The 21125-nt window shown below is 66.7% G+C and carries 10 protein-coding genes and 1 pseudogene; 5 read left to right on the top strand and 6 right to left on the bottom strand.

Features of this window, described 5'->3' with window-relative positions; translation table 11 throughout:
• The first annotated feature begins 356 nt into the window (after positions 1-356).
• The 4 genes from OG802_RS04435 to OG802_RS04415 all read left to right on the top strand — a co-directional run bounded on the left by OG802_RS04435 (position 357) and on the right by OG802_RS04415 (position 5843).
• Complete coding sequence (locus OG802_RS04435; protein WP_093896585.1) at positions 357-566, top strand: DUF6243 family protein; 210 nt, start codon at positions 357-359, stop codon at positions 564-566.
• Between the two features lie 617 nt (positions 567-1183).
• Positions 1184-2698 (top strand): DUF4365 domain-containing protein, encoded by a 1515-nt coding sequence (locus OG802_RS04430; protein WP_329407395.1) that lies wholly within the window; start codon positions 1184-1186, stop codon positions 2696-2698.
• Positions 2695-4149, top strand: coding sequence for an argonaute/piwi family protein (locus tag OG802_RS04425; RefSeq protein ID WP_329407393.1), 1455 nt, complete (start codon positions 2695-2697; stop codon positions 4147-4149). The genes OG802_RS04430 and OG802_RS04425 overlap by 4 nt, the downstream gene beginning before the upstream one ends.
• A 683-nt stretch (positions 4150-4832) precedes the next feature.
• Positions 4833-5843, top strand: a complete 1011-nt coding sequence (locus tag OG802_RS04415) for a hypothetical protein (RefSeq protein WP_329407391.1) — start codon at positions 4833-4835, stop codon at positions 5841-5843.
• A gap of 177 nt (positions 5844-6020) precedes the next feature.
• Here OG802_RS04415 and OG802_RS04410 read toward each other — a convergent pair.
• A pseudogene (locus OG802_RS04410) lies at positions 6021-6071 on the bottom strand (hypothetical protein); the annotation flags it as partial.
• A gap of 228 nt (positions 6072-6299) precedes the next feature.
• Here OG802_RS04410 and OG802_RS04405 point away from each other — a divergent pair.
• Complete coding sequence (locus OG802_RS04405) at positions 6300-6917, top strand: hypothetical protein (RefSeq protein WP_329407390.1); 618 nt, start codon at positions 6300-6302, stop codon at positions 6915-6917.
• A 254-nt stretch (positions 6918-7171) separates the two neighbouring features.
• Here OG802_RS04405 and drmC read toward each other — a convergent pair whose 3' ends face one another.
• From drmC to drmD, 5 genes are read right to left on the bottom strand one after another with little or no spacing between them, the layout of a single operon-like run.
• Positions 7172-7906, bottom strand: a complete 735-nt coding sequence (gene drmC / locus OG802_RS04400) for a DISARM system phospholipase D-like protein DrmC (protein ID WP_329407388.1) — start codon at positions 7904-7906, stop codon at positions 7172-7174.
• On the bottom strand, positions 7899-9932 hold the full coding sequence (locus OG802_RS04395; protein ID WP_329407385.1) for a DUF1998 domain-containing protein: 2034 nt from the start codon (positions 9930-9932) through the stop codon (positions 7899-7901). Before OG802_RS04395 ends, drmC begins: the two co-directional genes overlap by 8 nt.
• On the bottom strand, positions 9929-13678 hold the full coding sequence (drmA, locus tag OG802_RS04390; protein WP_329407383.1) for a DISARM system helicase DrmA: 3750 nt from the start codon (positions 13676-13678) through the stop codon (positions 9929-9931). Before drmA ends, OG802_RS04395 begins: the two co-directional genes overlap by 4 nt.
• Positions 13675-17712: an Eco57I restriction-modification methylase domain-containing protein gene (locus OG802_RS04385; RefSeq protein WP_329407381.1), complete on the bottom strand. Its 4038-nt coding sequence runs from the start codon at positions 17710-17712 to the stop codon at positions 13675-13677. The genes drmA and OG802_RS04385 overlap by 4 nt, the downstream gene beginning before the upstream one ends.
• Entirely contained in the window at positions 17709-20942 is a 3234-nt protein-coding gene (drmD, locus tag OG802_RS04380) for a DISARM system SNF2-like helicase DrmD (RefSeq protein ID WP_329407379.1), read from the bottom strand. The genes OG802_RS04385 and drmD overlap by 4 nt, the downstream gene beginning before the upstream one ends.
• Positions 20943-21125: the final 183 nt, after the last annotated feature.

The raw sequence follows: 21125 nt of genomic DNA, 5'->3' as shown, positions 1-21125 counted from the left end.
GGGCCTGCGGAAGCACAGGCCAAGCAGCCGTATTCGTGAGCCCGTAACGCGAGCCGGGCCACGTTCTTCGCTCCGCTTCAGGCTGGCAAGGGCGTGACAGGAATGGCGCTGCAGAGCCCCCGCTGGCTCTTTCAGGAAACGGCTGCCCCTGGCTCACCGAAGGCCCGGCCGACGCCGGGACGGCGAAAAACTTGGTATGCGGAGCCGACGGGACCAGGTAACGTCTTGCTCATGTTCTTCCAGACGCCGATTTACGAGTGAGTGCGTGATGGGCCCCTGCTGACGTCCTTCGACGTCGCTGTGCCGTTCCCCACCGATGAATCCGTAGATCACTTCACAACATTCCGGGAGAACCCGTGAGCAAGAACATCAACAACCCCGTGGGCATGGGCGGCGGCCAGCGCAAGAAGCTGTCCCGCGCCGAACGGCAGAACAACGGTCCGCACCGCAACCTCGACCGCCAGGGTGCCGCCGACCAGAAGGCGGAGCTGGTGCGCAAGATGCGCGAAAAGGCCGGCACAGCCGAGGGTGCCGGGCAGACCGGCGACAACACCGCACAGAGCTGACGCACCGCCACCGCAGGGCGGCACCGCACGGGGCAGGGTCCGGACCGCGACACGTGGCCCGGGCCCTGCTGCCGTACCGAGCGCGACCTGCCCCGCTCAGGTTCCGGCCGAGCATCCGCGTCTCAGCTGGCCAACCGGGGCAGCCGCAGATTCAGCAGCCTCGTCACCGCCACCACCCCGAGCTGCACCAGCAGCGTCACCACCAGCGCGTTCCCCGTGCACAGCCCGGGCGACACCGCCTCGCTGAGTTGGCCAGCGTCGACGCGCGCCAGGGGGCTCTTCGAGTCTGAGTCGGGTGCAGTAAGCCGTGGAGAGAGGTTCGAGTGCCTCCGGCGGCAGGCCCGTGGGCGGATGGTCGAATCGGGTTCAGTGTATGAATTTCACCATGTCGCTGACCTGCGAAATCGCATCCCAAAGTTCGAGTAGCCGATACGCCGAGTTGGTGCAGCCCGGTGCCGCTCATTCGCTTTCGTCGTTGGTGACGATCTCGAAAGTCGTCTTGGCACAGGCATCGCCACGCCTGATCGTCAGCGGAGCGCTGGATGCGGTCGGGCCTGACTGTCAGTGGTGCCGCATACCCTGAATGAGCACCTCGGCCGGCTACTTGCCGACGGGTCGTGTCCAGCAAGGAGGATGAGGCGATGGCTGATCGCAAGACGGTGACGCGCCAGACGTTCATCGGTGAGAAGGGCATCGCCCTGATCGAGCGACGCTGCCTGGAGATGGGCCACCTCTTCCATCCCCGGCGCGTCGATCACGGCATCGACGGACACATCGATCTGGTCGACCCCGACAGCCGCGCCGTGCTGAACCTGACCCTGCTGGTCCAGAGCAAGGCGCAGGACCGGCGTTTCTCTGGCGAGACGGACGACGGCTTCCACTATCTCTGCGACCAGCGCGATCTTGATCACTGGCTGTCCGGTAACTCGCCGGTCATCCTGGTCTTTTCCCACCCCGAGAGTCATGAGGCGTGGTGGGTGGAGGTCAAGGCGGCGTTCCCGGACGCGGTCAGCCGTGCTGCCCGCCGCGTGGACATCGACAAGCACACCCAGCGCTTCGACCGGGACGCCGCCCAGGCACTGCTGCGCTTGGCGATGCCGCGGACGACGGGCCTGTACCTGCGGCCCGCGTCGATCACCGAAGTGCTGACCACGAACCTGCTGCCCGTCATCGAGATGCCGCCGACCGTGCATCTGGCCCCGACGACCTTCACTGACTACCGCGCGGCCGGTGGCGCACTGGAGACGCAGGGCCGGCGTGAGTCCGGCTGGATCCTGCGGGACAACCTGGTCCTGTCGTTCCACGACCTGCGGGACTCGCCTTTGCGGGTGCTCTGCGACGGAGATCCCGAGCGGCACGAGACCAGAGAGTGGGCGGACAGCGACGACCTCGACACCCAGCACCGCTTCGCTGACCTGCTCTCCCGGACCGTTCAGGGCTCCTATCCGGAACTGCGGTGGCACAAGGACCGCAAGCACATGCACTTTCGCGCGACCTCGCACCTGGGGCCTCGCAAGGCGGGCAAGGGACCCGGATCACGCGGCCGGACCGTGTTCGGTCCGCACACCTCGAAGTCCGACCCACAGCGCGTCGGCTACTACCACCACGCTGCACTGCGCATGAGATTCCGGCGCCTGGACGGTGTCTGGTACTGCCAGCTGGAACCGGACTACTGCTTCACCACCGACGGGTACACCGAATACCCTTTCGCCGACCGGCTCCTGGCGGGGATCAAACGTCTCGACCGGCATCCGGCGGTCCGAGGCTGGACCCGCATGTGGGCCAACTACCTGCGCCAGGAGGCCGACTTGTTCACGGAAGCACGGCCCGTCCAGTTCGGCGAGCTGGCCACCATGACGGTCGAGCGCGGTATCGACGACCTGTTGTGGGGGCCGGCGCCGTCCGGGGCCACACCCGAGGACGACCAGGACCCGTCCGCCGGAGGGCAGGAAAGTCTGGACGCTGTACTGGCTGCCGCGGATGCGGACACCCAGGATCTCCTCAGCCTGCTCCAGGACGGCGAGAGCGACGAGGGTGCTCCTCGGCGAAGAAGCCCTGGAAGCAAAGCCAGGTCTGCAGGACTGCGGACGCCCCGTCAGGGACGGGCGAGCGGTGCGAGGCGAGGCCGGTGATCAGCTCGGTGATCCTTGACGAACCAGAACTGGAATTCGGGGGAGCGGCCCGGCACATCGATCCACGGTTCGGGATCACGAACTACGGTCCCGCTGATCTCGGCGTGGCCGACGCGCCCAGGGCGATCCGCGTCGGCCTTGTCGGTCCTGCGGACCAACTCGACGGGCTGCGCCAATGGCTAGAGCGCTGCCGGGAACCCATAGCGGCCAAGGACGAGAAGTACCCGCATCTCTTCCCGGAATTCCCCGGCTGCGACACCGACCGCGGTCTGCACACCACCCTTGTCTTCAGCGACCGCAACACGCGGGCGATCAGCAGCCGCGACCTGCGCGCCATCGAGACCGCCGGCCAGCCGGCAGCCCTGACCAAGGCCGTGAGCATTTACGCGGAAGAGATCAGGACCCTGGCTGACGAGAACCGTGTCGACGTCCTCCTGGTCGCCAGACCCGAGCAGCTCATCGACACCGCCAGCCGATCAGCCCGCGGCCCGAAGGAGGCCGACAAGCTTCCAGCCCGGGACACGCTCGACGAGCCGCCCCCGGCTCCGTTCGCCAACTTCCACGACCTGCTCAAAGCCCGGCTGCTGCACCTGCGCCAGCCCATCCAGATCATCCGACGCAGCACCTGGGAGGAAGCCACCCGGCCTCCCGAGGGCCACAGTCGCCAGGACGAGGCCAGCCGGGCCTGGAACCTGCACGTCGCCCTTTACTACAAGGCCGGTGGAGTCCCGTGGCGCCTCCTGCGCAGTCCCGCTGACCTCACGACCTGCTACGTCGGTGTCGCCTTCTACCGCAGCGACGACGGGAGCTCTCTGAGCACCTCCGTCGCGCAGGTATTCAACGAACGCGGGGACGGCGTGATCGTGCGCGGAGGGCCGGCGAGGATCAGCCGCACCGACCGCCAGCCCCACCTGGTCCGCGCCGACGCGCACGCCCTCCTGGTCCACGCCCTGGGCGCCTACCGGCGCGAGCACCACACCGCACCCGCGCGCATCGTGCTGCACAAGACCTCGGCCTTCACCGACGACGAGGCAGGCGGCTTCCAAGACGCCGCGGACGAACGGTTCATCGACACGCTGGAGATGAGCTGGATCACCAGCAGCGAAGGAGCCGCAGCCTTCCGTCCCGGAGACGCACCGCCCCTGCGCGGCACCCTCGTCACCCTCGGCGAACGCGAACTCGCGCTGTACGCCACCGGCAGCATCGAGTTCTACCGAACCTACCCCGGCATGTACATTCCGCGCCCGATCGGCATCAGGCCCGTGACCCCCACCCGCAACCCCCGCGAACTGGCAGCCGAAGTCCTCGCCCTGACCAAGATGAACTGGAACCAGACCCGCCTCGACGGCCGCCTGCCCGTCACCCTGCGCACGGCCAACCAGGTCAAATCCGTCCTGCGCTTCTGCCCGCCCGACCAGGCTGTCGCCACCCGCTACGCCCACTACATGTAGTCAGCCGACCGGGCGATTCGCTTTCCGCTGGCCGGGCTCACACGCTGATCCGTTCCGGCGCGTCGCACGCCCGTGGTGCGGGTGCGCGGCCGGTCCTGGCGGGCTGGTCGATCGCCGCTATGTGCTACTACCGGGCGGGCGACTCCTCCCGGTTGGTCTACCGGCCGCGCAAGCACCGCAAGCACTGCAAGCACCGGGGTGCAGTACGCAACAGCCTCGCTTGGACCGACTGTCGCGACTTGGTCCTGCGCCCCACATCCAGCTCAAAGCCCCTATCGTCCTAATCTGGGACGAGCTCAACACCCACTGGTCCGCCGGGATGCGCGAGTACGCGAACAAGCTCGACTGGTTCGCTATCGCCCAATTACCCTCTTGCGTACCGGATCTGAAACCGGTGGAGGTGTTTGGCCGCTGTTACGGCGCGGTCTGCTGGCCAACACCGCCTTCACCGACGACGACCATCCCGAACGCACCCTCCGCTGGGGTGTGCGTCATATTCAGCTCCGCCCAGACCTGAGCGGCGGGTGCCTTGCCGGCACTGGACTCAAGCTCACGCATCAGCCGACAACACTCCAAAGAGTTCAGTGACTCAGGCACCAGGGGACAAGTAACTCGCTGGTACTGGTCAGGGCCGTCACGCTCCGCCCATACGATCGACCCCACACGGACATTGAGGGGGATGCATGAACCCGATAGCGCGGAGCCCGTTTGGCCCTGCAGCGGAGCAGCGCTGCAACATCAAGGCCCATGCTGAGCTGGTGTTGCTCGACGAGAACGTTAAGAATTTGTCCAAGGCACTCGTGGAGGAATGCAGGAAGGAGACCGCGAAGTACCAGCACCTTGCTGAAATAGAAAGGGACGCGCGCCGCGAGGCCGAGATTAGGGCAAGGTCCTACGCCAAAGTGATCGACCAGCATGATGACCTCAAAGCGAAACTCGAATCGATGATCCCTGACTTGGTGCAGGAAGTGCAGTACCTGCCGAAAGAACCCGAGGTCGCTGAGTTGGAAGCTCAGCTCAGGGCGGCGGAGAAGGAGCGGGACGGCCTCACTGAGCTGCTCAGAGCTGCAGAGGAGGAGCGAGACGCAGCCCTACGCGCCCGTGACACTGCCATCGCACGCCTGCGACCCCGGCAGGCGGACGGCATTGTGGTGGGAGACGCGGAGGCCCTCCAGCTGAGGTTGGATGCACCCACCCTTTGCGGCGTCCTCGAACAAGCGAAGCGCTACTGCACGCTGCTCGTGATCACCGCTGACCCTGACGAGGCCGAGCGGCTGGAGCACCATCAAAAGGCGTCGCTCTGGAGGGATCGCCTTGCAGACGCCCTCGCGATGATCCAGGCGTACGCCGAAGATAAGAATCTGACCAGGGCGCGCGGCCGCGGGGCGGGCCCTGACTTCGCCAATCTGAGGGCGTACTGCGGCAGCCGCCCATCGCCGTTGCTCTCGCCAGTCAAGGTGATTCTGAACGAGGGGAAGTTCGCCAGCAGCAGCCCTCGCGGCAAGGCTGACAGGAGACTCCCGGTCCCCGAGGGTATTGACCCGTCGGGATACGCGGCAATGCTGGAACACATTCGCATCGGCGACGGAGCGCCACCTGCGCCCCGCTTGCACTACCTCGATGACACGGATCAAAGCGGCCTGATCGTCGTGGGATTCTTCGGTGAACACCTGCACAACGCCAGCACCAACTAACAGGGGCGACCAGAAAAACAGGCCCCGAACTCCCCTGGACGGTCTCCTCCCGGGCGTCGTAGAGCTGCTGGGCGAGCTTGGCCTGGTGGGGAGTGAGCTTGGGCTCGGGCTCCCGCACCGGCCGCGGGCCCTCGCGGAGGCGAGCCCGTCGTTGGTGTTCGCCACGATCAGCTCGCGCTGGGGTCTGGCGAGCACGGACAACATCCCGAAAATCGCCTGCCCTTCCATAGTGGAGATGACGATGCTGCCCTGCTCGATGACGTGCAGAACTCACCAGCCCGCTGGCTGGGCTGGACCCGCGATCGACAATCGACCACGCGCGCGGAAGCTGGTGGACGTATGTGGGCGGCGCTGCCCGGCCGTGCTGGAAGGCCGGAGGCAGGACCAACGAGAGTGAGTTGGTGTCAGAGGCGTCGCCGATACTCGGATGGTTAATCAGGGTGAGAGGGTGTCGGCGTGAAGGAGCTACAGGACGGCATAACCCGCCTACTGCCTGACGTGGTCAAGGCGGAGATTGAACCAGAGAGCTGTCCGACCTGGTTGCGGCGGCCAGGGCGGACCGAGTGCGTCGGCATGTGGGAGACGGTCGCGGCCATCTACGGCGCACTCACTGGGCTGGTCCTGCCGGAGCAGGCCCCTTCTCGCGAACGGCGGAGCCTGGACGTCCTGCTGACCTACGAGAACGGGCAGCAGCAGATCCTGGAGGTTGACGAGAAGCAGCACTTCACCGCAGCCCGCGCTCTGACGCTGGAGCACTACCCGGCAGGCGTGAAGCTCGGCTTCGATGCTTCTCGATGGTTGGCCCGCTCGCAGGCTCTGACTGGGCGTGAACCCGGCGGCGGCTTCGGCAAGTCAAAGCCGCCGTTATTCCCTGGCGAGGGCGGGCGCCATCGGCAACGCGCCTTCAGGGACGCACTGGCGGATCTGCTGCCGCCCGTGCACGACTGGCTCCCGACCATCCGGATCAGTGATAGGGAGGTCACCGCCATCACCGCCGCACCGGATCCGGTCTCGTCGCTCAGAACACTGCTTGGTGAACGCGGGGTACCGGCTGCGTGTCTCGCCTCTGAGTGAGACGGCGCGGCGGCCCCCGCCGTTCATGGTAGAAGCGAAGCGCCCGGCCAGCTCATCTGCCGGCCGGGCGCACTGCTACCCCCTGTGGGACGACGAAGCCCGCCGGAAAACTCCGGCAGGGCGTCTGCGCACGCCGGGCTACGACGGCGTGCAGTGTCCGGCGAGGGCACCGTTGTTTGTTGGCGATGCAGCTCGGGTGGGTAGGCGACGCCTGGTTCTCACAGAGAGGCTCCGGAAGGCCGCTCTGCGAGACGTCAGGAAATCCGTTCGTACAGGGCGCCCTCCGCCTCGCGCAGCTCGCGCTCGACGGCTTCGGCAAGGTTCGGGTTGTCGATGAGGACGCCGAACTCGACGTTGTTGTTCTCCGCGCTCCAGGAGAAGTTCGCGCTGGTCACCAGGAGAAGGTGGTGATCGATGGCGAGGAACTTGGCGTGGTTGCGGACGTATGTGCCGTCGAACTGCTTGGTTCGCCAGACCTCGGCCGGCGCTAGGTGCGCAGCGACTTCTGCAGTCGTCGGGGACCGTTGCTGTCCGACGCCGTCCGCGGCCCGGGCGTCCATATAGACGCGGACGGCGATGTCGTCACGCTGTGCGGCTTCTCGTAACGACTTCCAAAGCGCTGAACTCCGTTGGAAGTTGAAGGTCGAGCACGTGATTGCGTGGCGTGCGCTGTCCACGAGGCGGGTCACCGAGGTGGTGAGCGGCCCGCTCTGGACGAGGTGTCCGGGCATGGTCCAGAGCGGTGACAAAGTAGTCGGCAGAGCCCGTGCCCCCTCGATTGCGCGCAGGGCCAGGACCTGTTGGCGCCTTGGCCCGGTGCCGCTGGCAACCGCCTCCAGAAGGCGTCGGACCTCTGCCCGCTGGCCGACCGCGACGACCTTGAGCGCTGCGGTGAGGGTGTCACCGTCGGCGAGCCGGTCCGCGATGCCTTTGGCCTCGGTCCCGGTGAGGAGTTGGCCAAGGCGTCGTGGCGCGTCCGCCTCACTCATGGATCTGGAAGAACCCGAGGTTGCTGCCGGGCAGGTCGAGGAGGAAGCGGCGGTCGAGGAAACGGTTGGCGCGTTCGCAGGAGGTCTCCGAGGCCATGACACAGCAATGGCAGGCGGCACCGTGGAGGAAGTCCTCAGGGTCCTGCGGGGTGCGCTTCGAGCAGATGGGGTCGGAGGAGCATCGGGCGGCCTTGCGTAGCGCGCTGTCGACGACCCTTTGGAGGCGGGAAGGCTCGCTGAGTTGGACGAGGCCGCCGAGGGTGCCGTCGCTGTCGGACGCCGTTGTGCAGATCAGAAGGCCGGCCGACGGGTCTCGGCCCTCCGCGGCGGGCCAGGCGTAGAGGCGTTCGCTGAGACTTGCCGCCGAGTAGCCGCAGGTGAGGGCGAGTTCGCGGATCAAGATGTGGGCGAATGTGTGGATGAGCCAGTAGCGCGGGGGCTTCAGGCGGGTATCGGGGTCGACCTGGTCGGCGGTGTCGGAGAAGCGGCGTCGGAAGTTTCTGACGTGTGCCTCGCGGTGGAACTTCCACATGTCGGTGTCAAGGACGCGTTTTTCCCATGCGGCGACTGCGTTCTCGTCGAGCTGGAGGAAGATGCCTTCGCCCCGGTCCTCGGTTGCTACGGTCCAGGCCGGTCGTGGTGTACGGGTCAGTGGGGCCAGGCGGCGCGGGAGGTCGCCGACGCGGTCCATGTCATCAATGCGGGTGAAGCCGACCAAGGCATTCACCTTGCGGAGACGTTCGACCGCGAGGACGCGGGTGATCTCCGGCTGCAGGGTCTCGCCTCGCTCGCGGGTGGCGAGGGTGAGGCCGCTCTTGGGGTCCTCGACGCGGGTGCCGACGATGTCGCGCAGCAAGTAACGCCATTCAGGTACGAGAAGGTCGACCGGATCCCAGTCGCGGAGCTTCTCTTCCTGCTCCTCCGGAGTGTCGGTGGGTGCGGAGGCGGCCTGAAGGATTTGTTCCAGGTCGTGGTCAGACAGGCCGGTTACGTCTACGCCGCCGTCCATCCCCAGCAGGTCCCTGATCAGGTCGAGGCTGGCGCGGTACTTGGCGAGCTTGTCGCCGAGCGCGGTGCGGACCCGGTCGGCCAGGTCACTGGCTTTTTCTTCCTGGGACTCCGGCATGACGATGATCGACTGGGTGGCCGGGAACCACAGGTTGGAGGCCCCGACGAGCATCAGCCGGGTGTCGTTGCCGCACCCCCTGGGCTCGAAGGCGTCCAGGTGCGGGTGACGTCCGCGACACTTCGGCAGTTTCGCCTTGCCGGCCTCGCCCTGTGCCTCGTTCATCGGGCGCCGCAAGTCGCAGGATGCGCACTGGATGACGGCCGAGGCACCCTTCCCGGCCGTCCGGTCGACCATCTTCAGGGCGGGCAGTTCTGCCTTGCTGCATGGCTGCCCGCGATGCACCCACAGGTCGTACGGGAACTCGTCCAGGTGCCCGTCGACGCAGGCCAGCAGATAACGGGCCGGGATGGCGGTGCGCCGCATCGGCTTGCGGGTGCGGCCACCCGCGCGCCCCGTGCACTTGGCATGCTCGAAGACAGCCAGGTCGGTGCGGAAGGGATGCGTATTGCGGTAGTCGAACTGGGCGAGCAACCCGAGCATGTCGCAGCCAGTGCACCGTAGCCACTGCGGGAAGACCCGGGACGGGACGCCGAGGTCGTTGCCCTCGGCGGACCGGCTGTGCTTCTTCGGCTGCCAGGGATACGGCCGCAGCTGCACGTCGGGGGAGCGCAGCATCATCCGGACCACGTCACGCAGCCGTGGAGCGTGGATCTGAGGAGGCGCGGAGTCACGCCGCTGCCAGATGCGGTCCCACTCGTCCAAGCCAGTGGGCATGATCGTGAACTGTGGCAGGTCCATGATCGCGCCGGGACCGTAGGTGTAAAGCAGGGAGGAGGGGCGGGCTGAGCCGACCTTGGCGCGGTTGTGCTTGGTGGCCTTCTCCGCCTCCTGCTCCAGATCGCCCAGTGGGTCGACGGCGTGAGTGACGTCGTAGACGAACCGCGTCTCGTCACTCATGAATTGTCCTCCGGCATCTGCCACTTCGGGGCATAGTCAGGTGCTCGGTACACCAGTCGTTCCTTGATTGGGCTCACCAACAAGTTGATCTCTGGCTGAACCTCACGCATCGAGTTCGCCACGATGAACGGCGGCGCGTCCCGTGTGTCAAGGCCCGCCTTCGCGTTCTCCGCGCTCATCATCAGGGCATCGTGCCGGCTGTCGTCCAGAACCCTCTCGTACACCAGTGACTTACGCAGCTCTACGAGGTGCTTGCGACGCTTGCCCCACTGATCAAGGCGGTTTTCCAAGCGCAGGCGGGCGCGGTTGGACGCGTCCTCGTCGCCGGCCCGCGCAATCCGGCGCACTAGGGCGTCGATGAGCTCACCGGCGAAGTGCTGCTCGGCCTCGATACGGGCCGCGCCGTCCTCCGGGGACAGCCCTTGGCCGGGGCCGGCCTTTGGGGCCTGCAAAACCCTGGCCGCGCTGACCAGCACACCGTCCAGACCGCGTTCCAGCGAGGTCACCGAGAAGGGAGTCACGGACAGTGCCTCGACCTGCGCGTAGAACGTCTCGTGGTAGTGGCGGAACTGCTCGAAGTGGGCGAGGTCCCTGGGGCGCGCCCAGTTCCCCAGCGCGAGGACCAGGCCCGGCCGGTCTGCTGCCCGGCCGACGCGGGAAGACGCCTGGATGTACTCGGCGGTGTTTTTCGGCTGGCCTACAACGAGCATCAGACCGAGCCGGGTCACGTCGACCCCCACCTGCAGCATGGAGGTGGCCAGTACCACGTCGTACGGGTTCACCTCGCGCGTGGGCTCAGGGTTCTTCGCCTCCCGCAACGCGCGCCGGTTCCGCTTGCCCGCGGTGGAGTCGAAACCTGGATCGAATGACACCGCCATCTGGTCGAGGGTCGCGGTGATGTCGGCGCTGGCCACACGTGACGTCAGCTCGGCGACGTGCAGCGACCCGTAATTGGTACCCGTGCGGCGGGGAAGCTTCGACCAGGGGCGGCCCTTGGCGAGCGCGGTCTGGATGTCGTCGCTCATATACCGTGCCATGCCGGCCAATTCACGGGTAGCGCTGAAGTAGCCGACCAGGCTCATGTACGGATCGGCCACGCTGCCGGAGCGGTCAAGAAGCAGTTGCCCGCCGGCCATGAGAACCTCGGCAACCCGGATCTCCGCCGTGGTCAAGCGCACCCCGGTCGTACTGATCCCGACGTACCGGCGACCCGGCTTGTCCTCGGAGACCGGGATCTCCTTGGAAAAGAAGGTGTTCCCGGCATCCAGGACCTGCGGCGGGAAGATAGTGACGTCCCGCCCGTACAACGCATGTACCTGGTCGGACGCGTTGCGTGCGGTGGCGGTGGAGGCGACAAGGAGCGGACGAACCGGGCGCCCGTCCTTCGTACGCCAGTCGGACATCACGTCGATGGCCACCTCAAACAGGCCCACCGTGGTGCCAAGGGCTCCCGTGATCAGGTGAAGCTCGTCCTGGATGACCAGATCCGGGGGCCGGAGCCGGGTGGCCGGGTGCACGGGAGCGGCCGGATGGCCGTCCTTCTTGGGGTGCTTGCTGCCGTTCTTGATATCGCACTGCTGATAGTCGGGGTGCACGAAGCCGTGCCGCTCGCAACGTCGCGAGACATGCCCGAAGAGCGAGGCCGCCTCGCCCTCCCGCGCCAGACGGGCGAACTTGTCCACTGTGGCGATGACGAACGCCGGCGCGAGCCGGTAGATCTCCTCGTCGACCGTGAGGACCGGCAGCCCGTCGGGGACCTCACCGCCGTCAGAGAACGGGCACTCGGCCAGCTCGTCACCGCAGTACACGTACACCCGACGCAGCGCGGGCTCCGTGCGCACATCCCGCGCCTCGACCCGCGTCCCGCACCACGGGCAGCGCTGGATCTGCAGCACCGTCAGCCGATACCCGCGGCCCCCGTGGGCCTTCTGCAACTGCTCGGCAGCCTCGTCATACCGCTTCGGGCTCACATCGGTACCGACCCACAGCCCGATCCGGAACGGCTCGTCTCCCCAGGTCGCCACATCATCGCGCCGCGCCATCTCCGCTGCGCACACCAGGGCGGTGGCGCGCTGGAACTGCTGGGCGGTGAGCAGACGCAACGTGTACCGCATGAGAACGGCCACCCCGGACCGTCCGTCCAATGGCCCCTCAAAGGCATCCACGACGCCTTGGCGGCGCCGGATCGCGAACGTGTACGCGGCCAGACCCAGATACGCCTCCGTCTTGCCACCACCGGTCGGGAAGAACAGCAGCTGCGCCTTGGCCAGATCCCCCGACCGCTTCTCGGCCGCCGGGTCGGACAGCAATGGCAACTGCATGAGCACGAAGGCGAGCTGGAAGGTACGCCACGAATGCGCCAGGGCTCCCTTCTCCGCGAGGATCGCCTCGCGAGCCTCGTCGATGCTCTCCTCCGGGCGACTCGCTCGCCGCTCCGCGACTTGGGACTGCACACGCTGATCGGCCATCACCCGGTTCATGAACCGGAAGCAGCGCAGCGCCTCCTCATCCCTGAGGAGATGCTTCAGACCCTCCTCAAGCTGGCGCTGCACCCGACGCGCCTCGGTGACCGCGTCCAAACCCTCGGACCGCAGATGCTCCGGAAGCACCTCGGCCCGCTGCTCCTCGCCATCCAGCCAGGCCGTGTAACCCGCGACGATCGGCTCAAGACCCGTACGCAGTTCGTCGGTCGACGCCTCCTGGAGCTTGCGCATGTCCAGCAGGGCCGCGCCGATCTCCTCGGCGGCCGTCTGAGGCGTCTCACTCACCGGCAGCCACGTCGTCCAGACCTCGCTGGCCCTGCGCGCTCCCTCGGCTACCTTCCAGTCCACCGAGCAGGTCCGGCCATGGGCGAACTCCAGACGGTTGCGGTACTGAAGCCGCAGCCGCCGCAGTTCGTCGTCCGGCTCCTGGCGGGTGTCGAGGAGTACGTCATTGACCGGCAAGAACACCTCAGCGCCACTGGCCGACACCGATAGCTTGGTCTGGTACAGCCACGCCTCGACGGGGATCTTGCGGGGGGTCTCTCGGTCGTTGCAGAGCGCCACCTCGATCAGCCGACAACCTCGCTCGGCATCGTCGTAACGATCCACGCGCAGTACGACCTTGTCCTTGAGCGGGATCTCGGAAGTACGGGACGGCTTTAGATCGGCGATCTTGATCGTCTTGGCGATGGCGTGCGGGGTGCGCTGGAAACGACGGAAGGCAGGAGGGGGCGCATCGCCCTCGGACCCGTCCGCACCCTCCCCGCGCTTCTCCTTCACCGGCTCGTACGTTCCCCACGAGGCGGTCACCGTGAACTCGTCCAGATCGTCGGGGATCTGGCACCGCAGCCCCATCGACGCCGGGATCATCAGCCCGCGCTTCTGCGGCTGGTCCTCGACCTCGTCCTCATCCGAGCTGGCACTGCTGTCGTCGACGGCGGTCAGTGGCACGCCCCGGCTCTCGGCGGCGTCCACTGCATCGCCTACGTCGCTCGCGGCCTCGTCCGAGCCCGCCTCGCCGGGGTCGTCGCGGCCGGCGGTTAGCCGCACGGGCGCAATCCGACCGATCAGGTACGCCGAGTCGGGGACGCCTTCGAGGATCTCATCGGGGCCATTGGCCGGGCCAAGGAGCTCACGCTCCAGGATGTCGACCAGGTTCTCGCGCACCGTCCAGGAACGGTCGTCCGGGTCGCGGGCTAGACGGTAGGGCGGGGCCTGGGCGGCGGCTGCCGGCTGGTCGCTCTTCCGCTGGGGGGTGGTCACTCGTCGCCCTCCTCTTCCGCGATGGCTTCATTGTTGCCGGTGGGGCTGACAACGCCTTGCGATGCAGCACGGCGATGGTTCTCTGCGAGGAGGCGGTCGAGGATCTCTACCCGGGCGGCAGGGCTCACTGTCCAGCGTTGCACCTGGCGGTAGGTGTGGAAGTCGTGTTCCAAGGGGACGTCGTCCCAGCCGTAGGCGACCATGACGGCTCGGTCGAGCTCGACGTGGATCTCGCGGAGGCGAGCGACGTCAGCGTCCAGAGAGTCATTTATGTTTGAGTCGTTCACCAAATGGTAAAGCTTAGTCAGCCCCAGGCCGCGGCGGACCATAATACTTCGCCGCTCCGCATTGAGTATGCTCCCGACTTCGGAAAGTCTATCGCTATGCGCGGGGCGCGGGAACGTTTCGAATACGTCTGACGGGGTGTAGCGAATATCGGCCCGCATGGTCGACCCGTACGTGATTGCCCACAACTGATGCAGACTTGAAGACAGCACTGCCTGATCAGAGAAGGAATCTGTGGCAAAGATGACGGTAGCCTCGCTAGGGATGGGACCCTTTTTGACCCTGCAAGGCATCACGGTCACGGAGTGTCTTGTCAGGACGAGCATCTCACTCAACTCTGAAATTGCCGCCCTCATGGCCGGACGTGCCCTAAAAAACAACCACCATGGCGCGTCTCTGACTGCCTTAGATTTCCGTGCCCGCTCCCCTTTAACTTCTTCCAGGATTCGAGCAAACGGTAGTGTGTACTCCCGAGCAGAAGATTCCGCTCGGTCGTTGAAATCGATGATCCAACGAGAAGGTGACGAATCTGGGCGAGAATTCAAGTCTTCGCCGTTAAGGTAGGGGAACAAGACCTCGGCGTTCTTTGGGTCCGCCTTGATCCAGTCTGCAGCCTCCTCCTGCGTGATTACGAAACCGCTACCATAAGGTTTACATCCTTCAAATGTTACGCCTCGATTCTCGATCAGTTTGACTGGATGTCCCTCGATTCGACCGCTTGCCTCCAGGAGGGTCGAGATCCGCCTGACCGGGACGTCATCCGCCATTCGCGGCACTTCTGGTGAAACCTCGCCCAGGCTTCCCCATACTGCTGCATATTCCAAGTTGGCGCTTACGGCAGGCCAAGGACGACTCTGCGTCGCCCGGGTAATAGTGAACCCGTTGCTAACGATGAAGTCGAGACCCGTCTCTCGGGTGTCACCCTGAGCAATAGTATTGGTTGCAATGAGGCCGAGATTGCCCTTCGGTGTCAAGAGTTCCGTGGCGCGAAGGAAAAAATACGCCACGATATCTGCGCGGCCACCACCTTGACCAACTGCAAGTACGTGGCTGAACCAATCCCGAACGTTTCCGCCCAAGGCTCCGGAAATCTTGGTCCCGCCCAGGAATGGTGGGTTCCCGATCACCGCGTCGAACCCACCTCGTTCCATCACATCCGGCACCGCCAGAATCCAGTGCAGCGGCTTCCATCGCGCGTAGTCCGTCGTCACCGTCGGAGTAAGCCCGGTCTCCTGGATGCCGTTGAGCATCGTCCGTTCACGGTCCGTCTCGTCGCCGCCAGCGGGGTACGCGCTCTCCACGGCGATGCGCAGGTTCTCGTACGCCGCCTTGAGCTGCTTTCCAGGCTTGCCGCCCCACTGCAGCCCGGCCGCGATCACCCCGTCCGCGACGTCGGCGAGTTGCTCGGTTAGCTCCTGGTACCGGCGCCACTGCCGTCGCTTCGTGGCAGCCGAGCGTTGCGGGTCGTTGTCGTCGACCTCGGTGGCGAGCTGGCGGCGGAGGCGGGCTGCTTGGTCCAGGATGTCGTCCACGTCCAGGGCGAAAACGCTGAGCTGGTTACCGGCCGCGGCGGGGTCGATGTGGAGGCGGCGCAGTTGGTCGGCGCCGGTCAGGCCGAGCAGCGCGTTGCCGTGCAGGACCTTGTCGTCGACGAAGGAGAACGGGAGTTTCGGGTCCAGGGAGACCAGCCAAAGCGACAGCTTGCACATCTCCACGGCCATGCCGTTGATGTCGGCGCCGTGCAGGCAGGTCGCGACGACGGTCCTTATGGCGTGGACGTGCAGGTCGTGGGGCGTTCGCCCATATGCCACGTCATCGCGCTGCCACGCCTCGACGAGCCGGTCGGCGAGGTATCGCGCAGCAGCCACGAGGAAGGCCCCCGAGCCACAGGCGATGTCAGCGATGCGGAGATCGAGGATCTGGTCGGCTTCGATCAGCCGCCACGTGTTCTGGTCCGCGGTCTGGTGCGGTCCGGGAGAGTAGACCAGAGGTTCCAGTGCGTACCGGACGACTTCCTCGGCCAGTGAGCGGGGCGTGTAGTGCGCGCCAGCTGAGGCGCGCGAGGGGGTCTCCACCAGCAGAACGCCGCCGGGCTCGACCACCAGTGGGCGACTGCGCAGGTCGCGGCGGATGATGCCAATGAACGGGCGCAGCCGGTCGCGCAGGTCCGGGTCGTCGGTGACGTCGCGCAGGGCGATCTCGGCGTCATCAAGCGTCTCGCCCGCCTTCAGCGCCTTGGTGAGGGCGGCCTTGCTGGACGGCTTCGCAGCCGGCTGATGCTGCTTGATCCAGACGAGGATCGCGTCGGCCAGCGCGGTCTCGGTGCGCTTGGCCTGGCTGAGTTCTTCCAGGGTGGCGAGGGGGATCTCGGGTTCGGATCCCGCGCTGCCAGTGAGGCCGACGATGATCTCTTCGGCGGGTTCGCAGGAGTAACCGAGCAGGCCCTCGTAGATGTAGCCGATCTGTTCGACGTCGATGTCGCGGAAGGAGATCCGTCGTGCTCCGCCGGGCAGCTGGGCGATCTGGACGGCGCGCAGGACTTCGAGCATGACGCGGTCGCTGACCGTGATGGCCAGGGTGTCCTGGGAGTCGCAGGCGGTGAGGAAGGGGAAGCGGGCCGGGTCGAAGAGGGAGCCGCCGTACTCGGGCAGGCGCAGGTCCTCGAAGCTCGCGCCCCGGTACAGGGCCTGGGAGGTGGCCAGGAGCCGGTGCCAGGTCAGAAACGTGGCGTCGAGGGCCTGTTCGCCTTCCTCCTTCTCGCGGGCGTCGAGGAGGTCGAGTTCGTCGCTGATGCCGTATCCCATGGCGAAGAGGCGGCTCTGGGGCAGCAATCCGCGTTCTTCGGCGAAGAGGAGGAAGACGACGCGCATCATGACGGTGACGGCGGCCTCGTAGACCTCGCCCCTTGCCGTCGGCAGCGGGTCGTCCTCGCCGCGTCGCTGTGTGTCCAGGGCGCCTTCGGACAGAGCCTGGACGATGAGTTCGACGGCGCGGCGGACCTGGGTGCCGAGGGCTTCGGTGATCTTCTCGGCGGCGGTGACGGACTCGCCGAAGAGTTCCGTAAGCCGGTCCTGCTGTTTGCCGCCGACCAGGCGGCGGCGCTGGAGGAGTTCGATGAAGGCGTTGCGGGTCTGGGGCTCTTCGATCCAGGTCTGGGCGTCGACGATGCCGGAGGCGACCATGGTCTGCGGGCGGGCGCTGACGATCGCCCACCAGCGGCCGTCGGTGACGACGCCGATGGGGACGCCGGAGGCGCGCAGCAGCTCTTCCATGCGGTCGATGGGGCTGGCCGACCAGCCGTCGGTGAGCGGGTCGCGAAGGGAGTCCGTGGGGTCGGTGATCAGGACGAGAGCCCCGGTGGTGTCGCCGTGGACGAGGGCGCCGTCGGCGCACACGGTGACGGTGTAGTCGGGTGAGCGGACCTCGACGGCGGCCGGGGCGGGAACGGTGTAGGAGGCACCCCAGCGCAGGCCCTGGCGCAGGACAAGGTCGACCCAGGTGTCGCGGGCCTCGCGGTACAGGTCGAGGGCGGCTTCGTCGCCCGGGTGCTCGTCCCAGTTCTCCCATGCCTTCTCGAAGGCGGGCTTGGCGTCCTTGATGGCGTCGAGCGCCCGGGAGTCGGGCTGGGGAATGCCTTCGCGGTAGACGCGTTCCAGGGCGGGGATGGCGAGGAAGGGGCCGTCGGTGTCGACGAGTTCGAGCCAGGCGCGGTGCAGGTCGGCGGCGGTCGGGGGGTAGCGGCGGCTCATGCCTTGACCATTCCGTTCTTCGCGTCTTCGGGAGTGAGGGCGAACACGACCGCGGCGGCGGATACGTAGGGTCTGATGTCGCTGTAGCGCTCCTGGATCGAGGCGATCTCGCGCGCTTCCTCGTCGTCCAGGCTGTCCAGGCGCTCGTTCATGTGGTGCAGGTCCCGGCGGCGCTGCTTCTGCTGGTCGTCGGTGAACAGCAGCTCTTCCTCGGCACGGATGGCCTGCTCCAGGCGGTCACGGGACTCGCGCAGGTTGAGCCGGAAGGCGCCGAAGATCTCGTGGGCGCGCTTGATATCGGAGTCCCGGCGCTGGGTGAGCGCCTCGGTGACCTTCTCCTGACGGCTGGCGCTCTTGCGGTCCATTGCGGTCAGCAGGCGTGTACGCAGCCGGGAACCGTTGTCGTTCCATTGCTCGGCGAGATGAGCACGCACCTTCTCATCGGCGAGGAACAGATCAGCGGAGTCGAGGGTCTCGTCGAGGACCTGCTCGACCTTGGACTCGGCAAGGGCCTGACCACGCAGCCGGACGCCAGTGAGGAACACCTCCTCGTGCAGGCGCAGCCCGCCGCGTCCGACCAGGACGAGCCGGGAGACGGCGGCGACACAGGATTCGGGGAGGCCGGGGGCGATGACGGCGGTGACCCGGTGTACGGGGGAGTCCGTGCTGAACAGCGCGGAGCGCAAGGTGCGGGTGGCGCGCTGCATGAGGGCGTGCCCGAGGTGGATATGGACGAGGTCGGTGCGCTTCTGGGCCGCCTGGTCGTCAAAGGTGATAGGGCGCGGGACACCCGGCTCCAGGCGGGTGTCCAGGCCACGCAAGGCCGGCTGCCAGGAGCGGCCGAGGTTCGGAATCTCGAAGACCTGTGCCTCGGTGCGGTCGTCGCCAATCTCGACGAGCGGGGGCTGGGAGGTGAGGGTAAGGGCGGTGTCCACTACCCGGCGGGCGTTGGCGGGCGTGAGATGCATGGCGGCCTTGTGCTCGTTGTACGTCTCCGACAGCCGGGTGAGCTGGCGGTTCAGCTCCATCCCGCCGGCCAGCACGCGGGTGATCACCTCGTTGCCGTCGTCCGGGGCCGTCAGCCGGGACTTGCGCGCCGTACGAGTGGGAGCGAAGTGCTCCTGCACTTCGGCGTCGATGACCTGGTTGACCTTGCCGAGGTCCTCGGTGGCCCGCCCGACCTTGGTCGCGATGATCCCCATGAACTTCATGTCCGCGTCGTATGTCGTGGAGCCGGAGACTGGTACGAAGTGGAAGATCTTCGGGACCTCCGTCTGTCCGTACCGGTCGATCCGGCCGATGCGCTGCTCCAGACGGGACGGATTGAAGGGAATGTCGAAGTTGACCAGGCGATGGCAGTGGGTCTGCAGGTCGATGCCCTCGCCGGCGGAGTCGGTGGCGAGCAAAACGCGGACCGGGTGCTTGTCCGGGCTCTCGGTGAAACGGGCGCGGATCTTCTCCCGCTCCTCGGTCGGGGTCGAACCCTGGATGACCTCCAGCACGTCCTTGTAGCCGCGCTGCCGCAGGACGCGGTCGATCCATTCAAGGGTGGCCGCGTACTCCGTGAACACCACGACGCGTTCGTTGGTCCAGTGGGTGCCGTCCGGCCGGCAGACGGCGTTGAGGAAGGTCAGCAGTTCTTCCAGCCGCGAGTCCGGCTTGTGTTCGTACCTGCGCCCCCACTCGATGAGTGAGGCGATCTCGCTACGGGTGGCCGCGACCAGAGGGTCCGAGCCCTTGGAGTGACGCAGCGCAGTGAACTCGGGGTGCTCGGCAGCACCCTCCTCCTCGTCCGACTGACCGCTGCCCAGCACCTCCGTGTAGTACTCGTCTTCGTCGTCCACCCGCAGCTGGCGGTCACCGCCATCCGCGCCCTCATAAAGCTCAAGGGTGCGGGCGAACGACCACGGGCTGGACAGGAAGCGCTTCTTCAACAGCATCGCGACGATGTCGCCGCCCGATCTCTTACCGTTCGCCCGGGCGCTTTCCGCCAGCAACCGTTCTAGTCGCGCGAACTGCTGCTGCTCCTCCTCCGACGGGGCGAAGGGGAGAGTCTTCAGCTCCCGGGTTTTGAACCCTTTGCCTGGGAGGTCGGTTTTCAGCCACCGCACCATCACCTCCTTGAGGGCACGCTCATCAATGTCCGCACCGCGTGTGAACCGGCGGCTGTCGATCATTTCCAACAGGGCGGTGAACGACTCCGAGTAGCCGTTGTGCGGCGTCGCGCTCAAGAACAGCCGGTGCTCGCACGCCTCCGCAAGCTTCATCGTTGCGGTGGTCCGCTTGCTGTCCACCGCGTAGCCGCGCTGCCCTGGCGCCGTCGTCGGGCTGGCCGGCGCCACATGGTGCGCCTCGTCGACCACCAGCACGTCGAACGCGTAGCGCTTGGCCGTGCCCGCGCTGCGTACATCGGCCAGAACGTCGCGCAGCAGGCGTTGCGCCCGCAGTGACGGCAGCCACGCCATGCTCACGATCACGCGTGGGAAGAGCCGGAACGGGTTGGCGTTCAGCCCGTGGCTCCGCCGCACCTTCGCCATCAGCTCACTGTTGACGATCACGAAGTCGAGGCCGAACTTCTCCCGCATCTCGTCCTGCCACTTCAACGACAGACTCGGCGGGCAGACGATCACCACGGACCGCGCACGGTGCCGCAGCAGCAGTTCCTGCACGACGAGCCCGGCCTCGATGGTCTTGCCCAGGCCGACATCGTCCGCGAGCAGCAGGTTCGTACGCGACGACTGCAGGGCCCGGCTCAGCGGCACCAGCTGGTACGCCTCCACATTCGCGCCGCTGCGGAAGGGTGCCTGATAGGAGTTCGCGTCCGCCGAGGTGACCGCACCCCAGCGGACTGCGTCCACGAACGCGGCGAGCGTGTTCGGATCGTCGAACGCTTCCGCCCGCACGGTCTCCGGCAGCCCCTGGTCCGGCGCGACGGTGTGCCCGACCTCCAGCTCCCAGACCACCGTCAGCTCCTGCCCGAGCCGGTCCTCGTCCAGCGACTGCAGGCTGACCACATGGGCAAGGCCCGGCACGCCCTCATCTGCGGGGCTACGTGGAAGCCCCTGCTTACGGACATCAGACACGGCCCAGGTCGAGCCCCGGACCTTGACGACCTGCCCGGGCTCCGGGACCGGTGGAAGGGCAGTCGCGCTCGCGGTACTGCTCGCTGATCCCTGCGGATGCTCCGTAGCGGTCGCCACCTGGGCGGACTCCTTCACTGATGCCGTCATTGCCGGACTGAGATCCCCTATGCGCTTCGCGCCGCCACGAGGCGCTGGAGGATCACGAAAGCACCAGTATCTACGACCTTGGGCGCGGCCTGCTTCGAGTCGCGCGAACTCGCTGACAGCGCTGGTCAGCCGGGTGCAGGAGTGCCCTAACAGACTGTCCCGGGAGGCGTTGGCAGCCACGGG

Source organism: Streptomyces sp. NBC_00704, from assembly GCF_036226605.1.
Lineage (GTDB): Bacteria > Actinomycetota > Actinomycetes > Streptomycetales > Streptomycetaceae > Streptomyces.
This window is presented reverse-complemented; position numbering and strand designations above follow the sequence as displayed.

What these genes read in the sequence shown, in the direction of transcription:
- OG802_RS04415 (WP_329407391.1), top strand. Translation starts at nt 4,833, where the DNA reads ATGAACCCGATAGCGCGGAGCCCGTTTGGCCCTGCAGCGGAGCAGCGC.
- drmC (WP_329407388.1), bottom strand. Translation starts at nt 7,906, where the DNA reads ATGAGTGAGGCGGACGCGCCACGACGCCTTGGCCAACTCCTCACCGGG.
- OG802_RS04395 (WP_329407385.1), bottom strand. Translation starts at nt 9,932, where the DNA reads ATGAGTGACGAGACGCGGTTCGTCTACGACGTCACTCACGCCGTCGAC.
- OG802_RS04385 (WP_329407381.1), bottom strand. Translation starts at nt 17,712, where the DNA reads ATGAGCCGCCGCTACCCCCCGACCGCCGCCGACCTGCACCGCGCCTGG.
- drmD (WP_329407379.1), bottom strand. Translation starts at nt 20,942, where the DNA reads ATGACGGCATCAGTGAAGGAGTCCGCCCAGGTGGCGACCGCTACGGAG.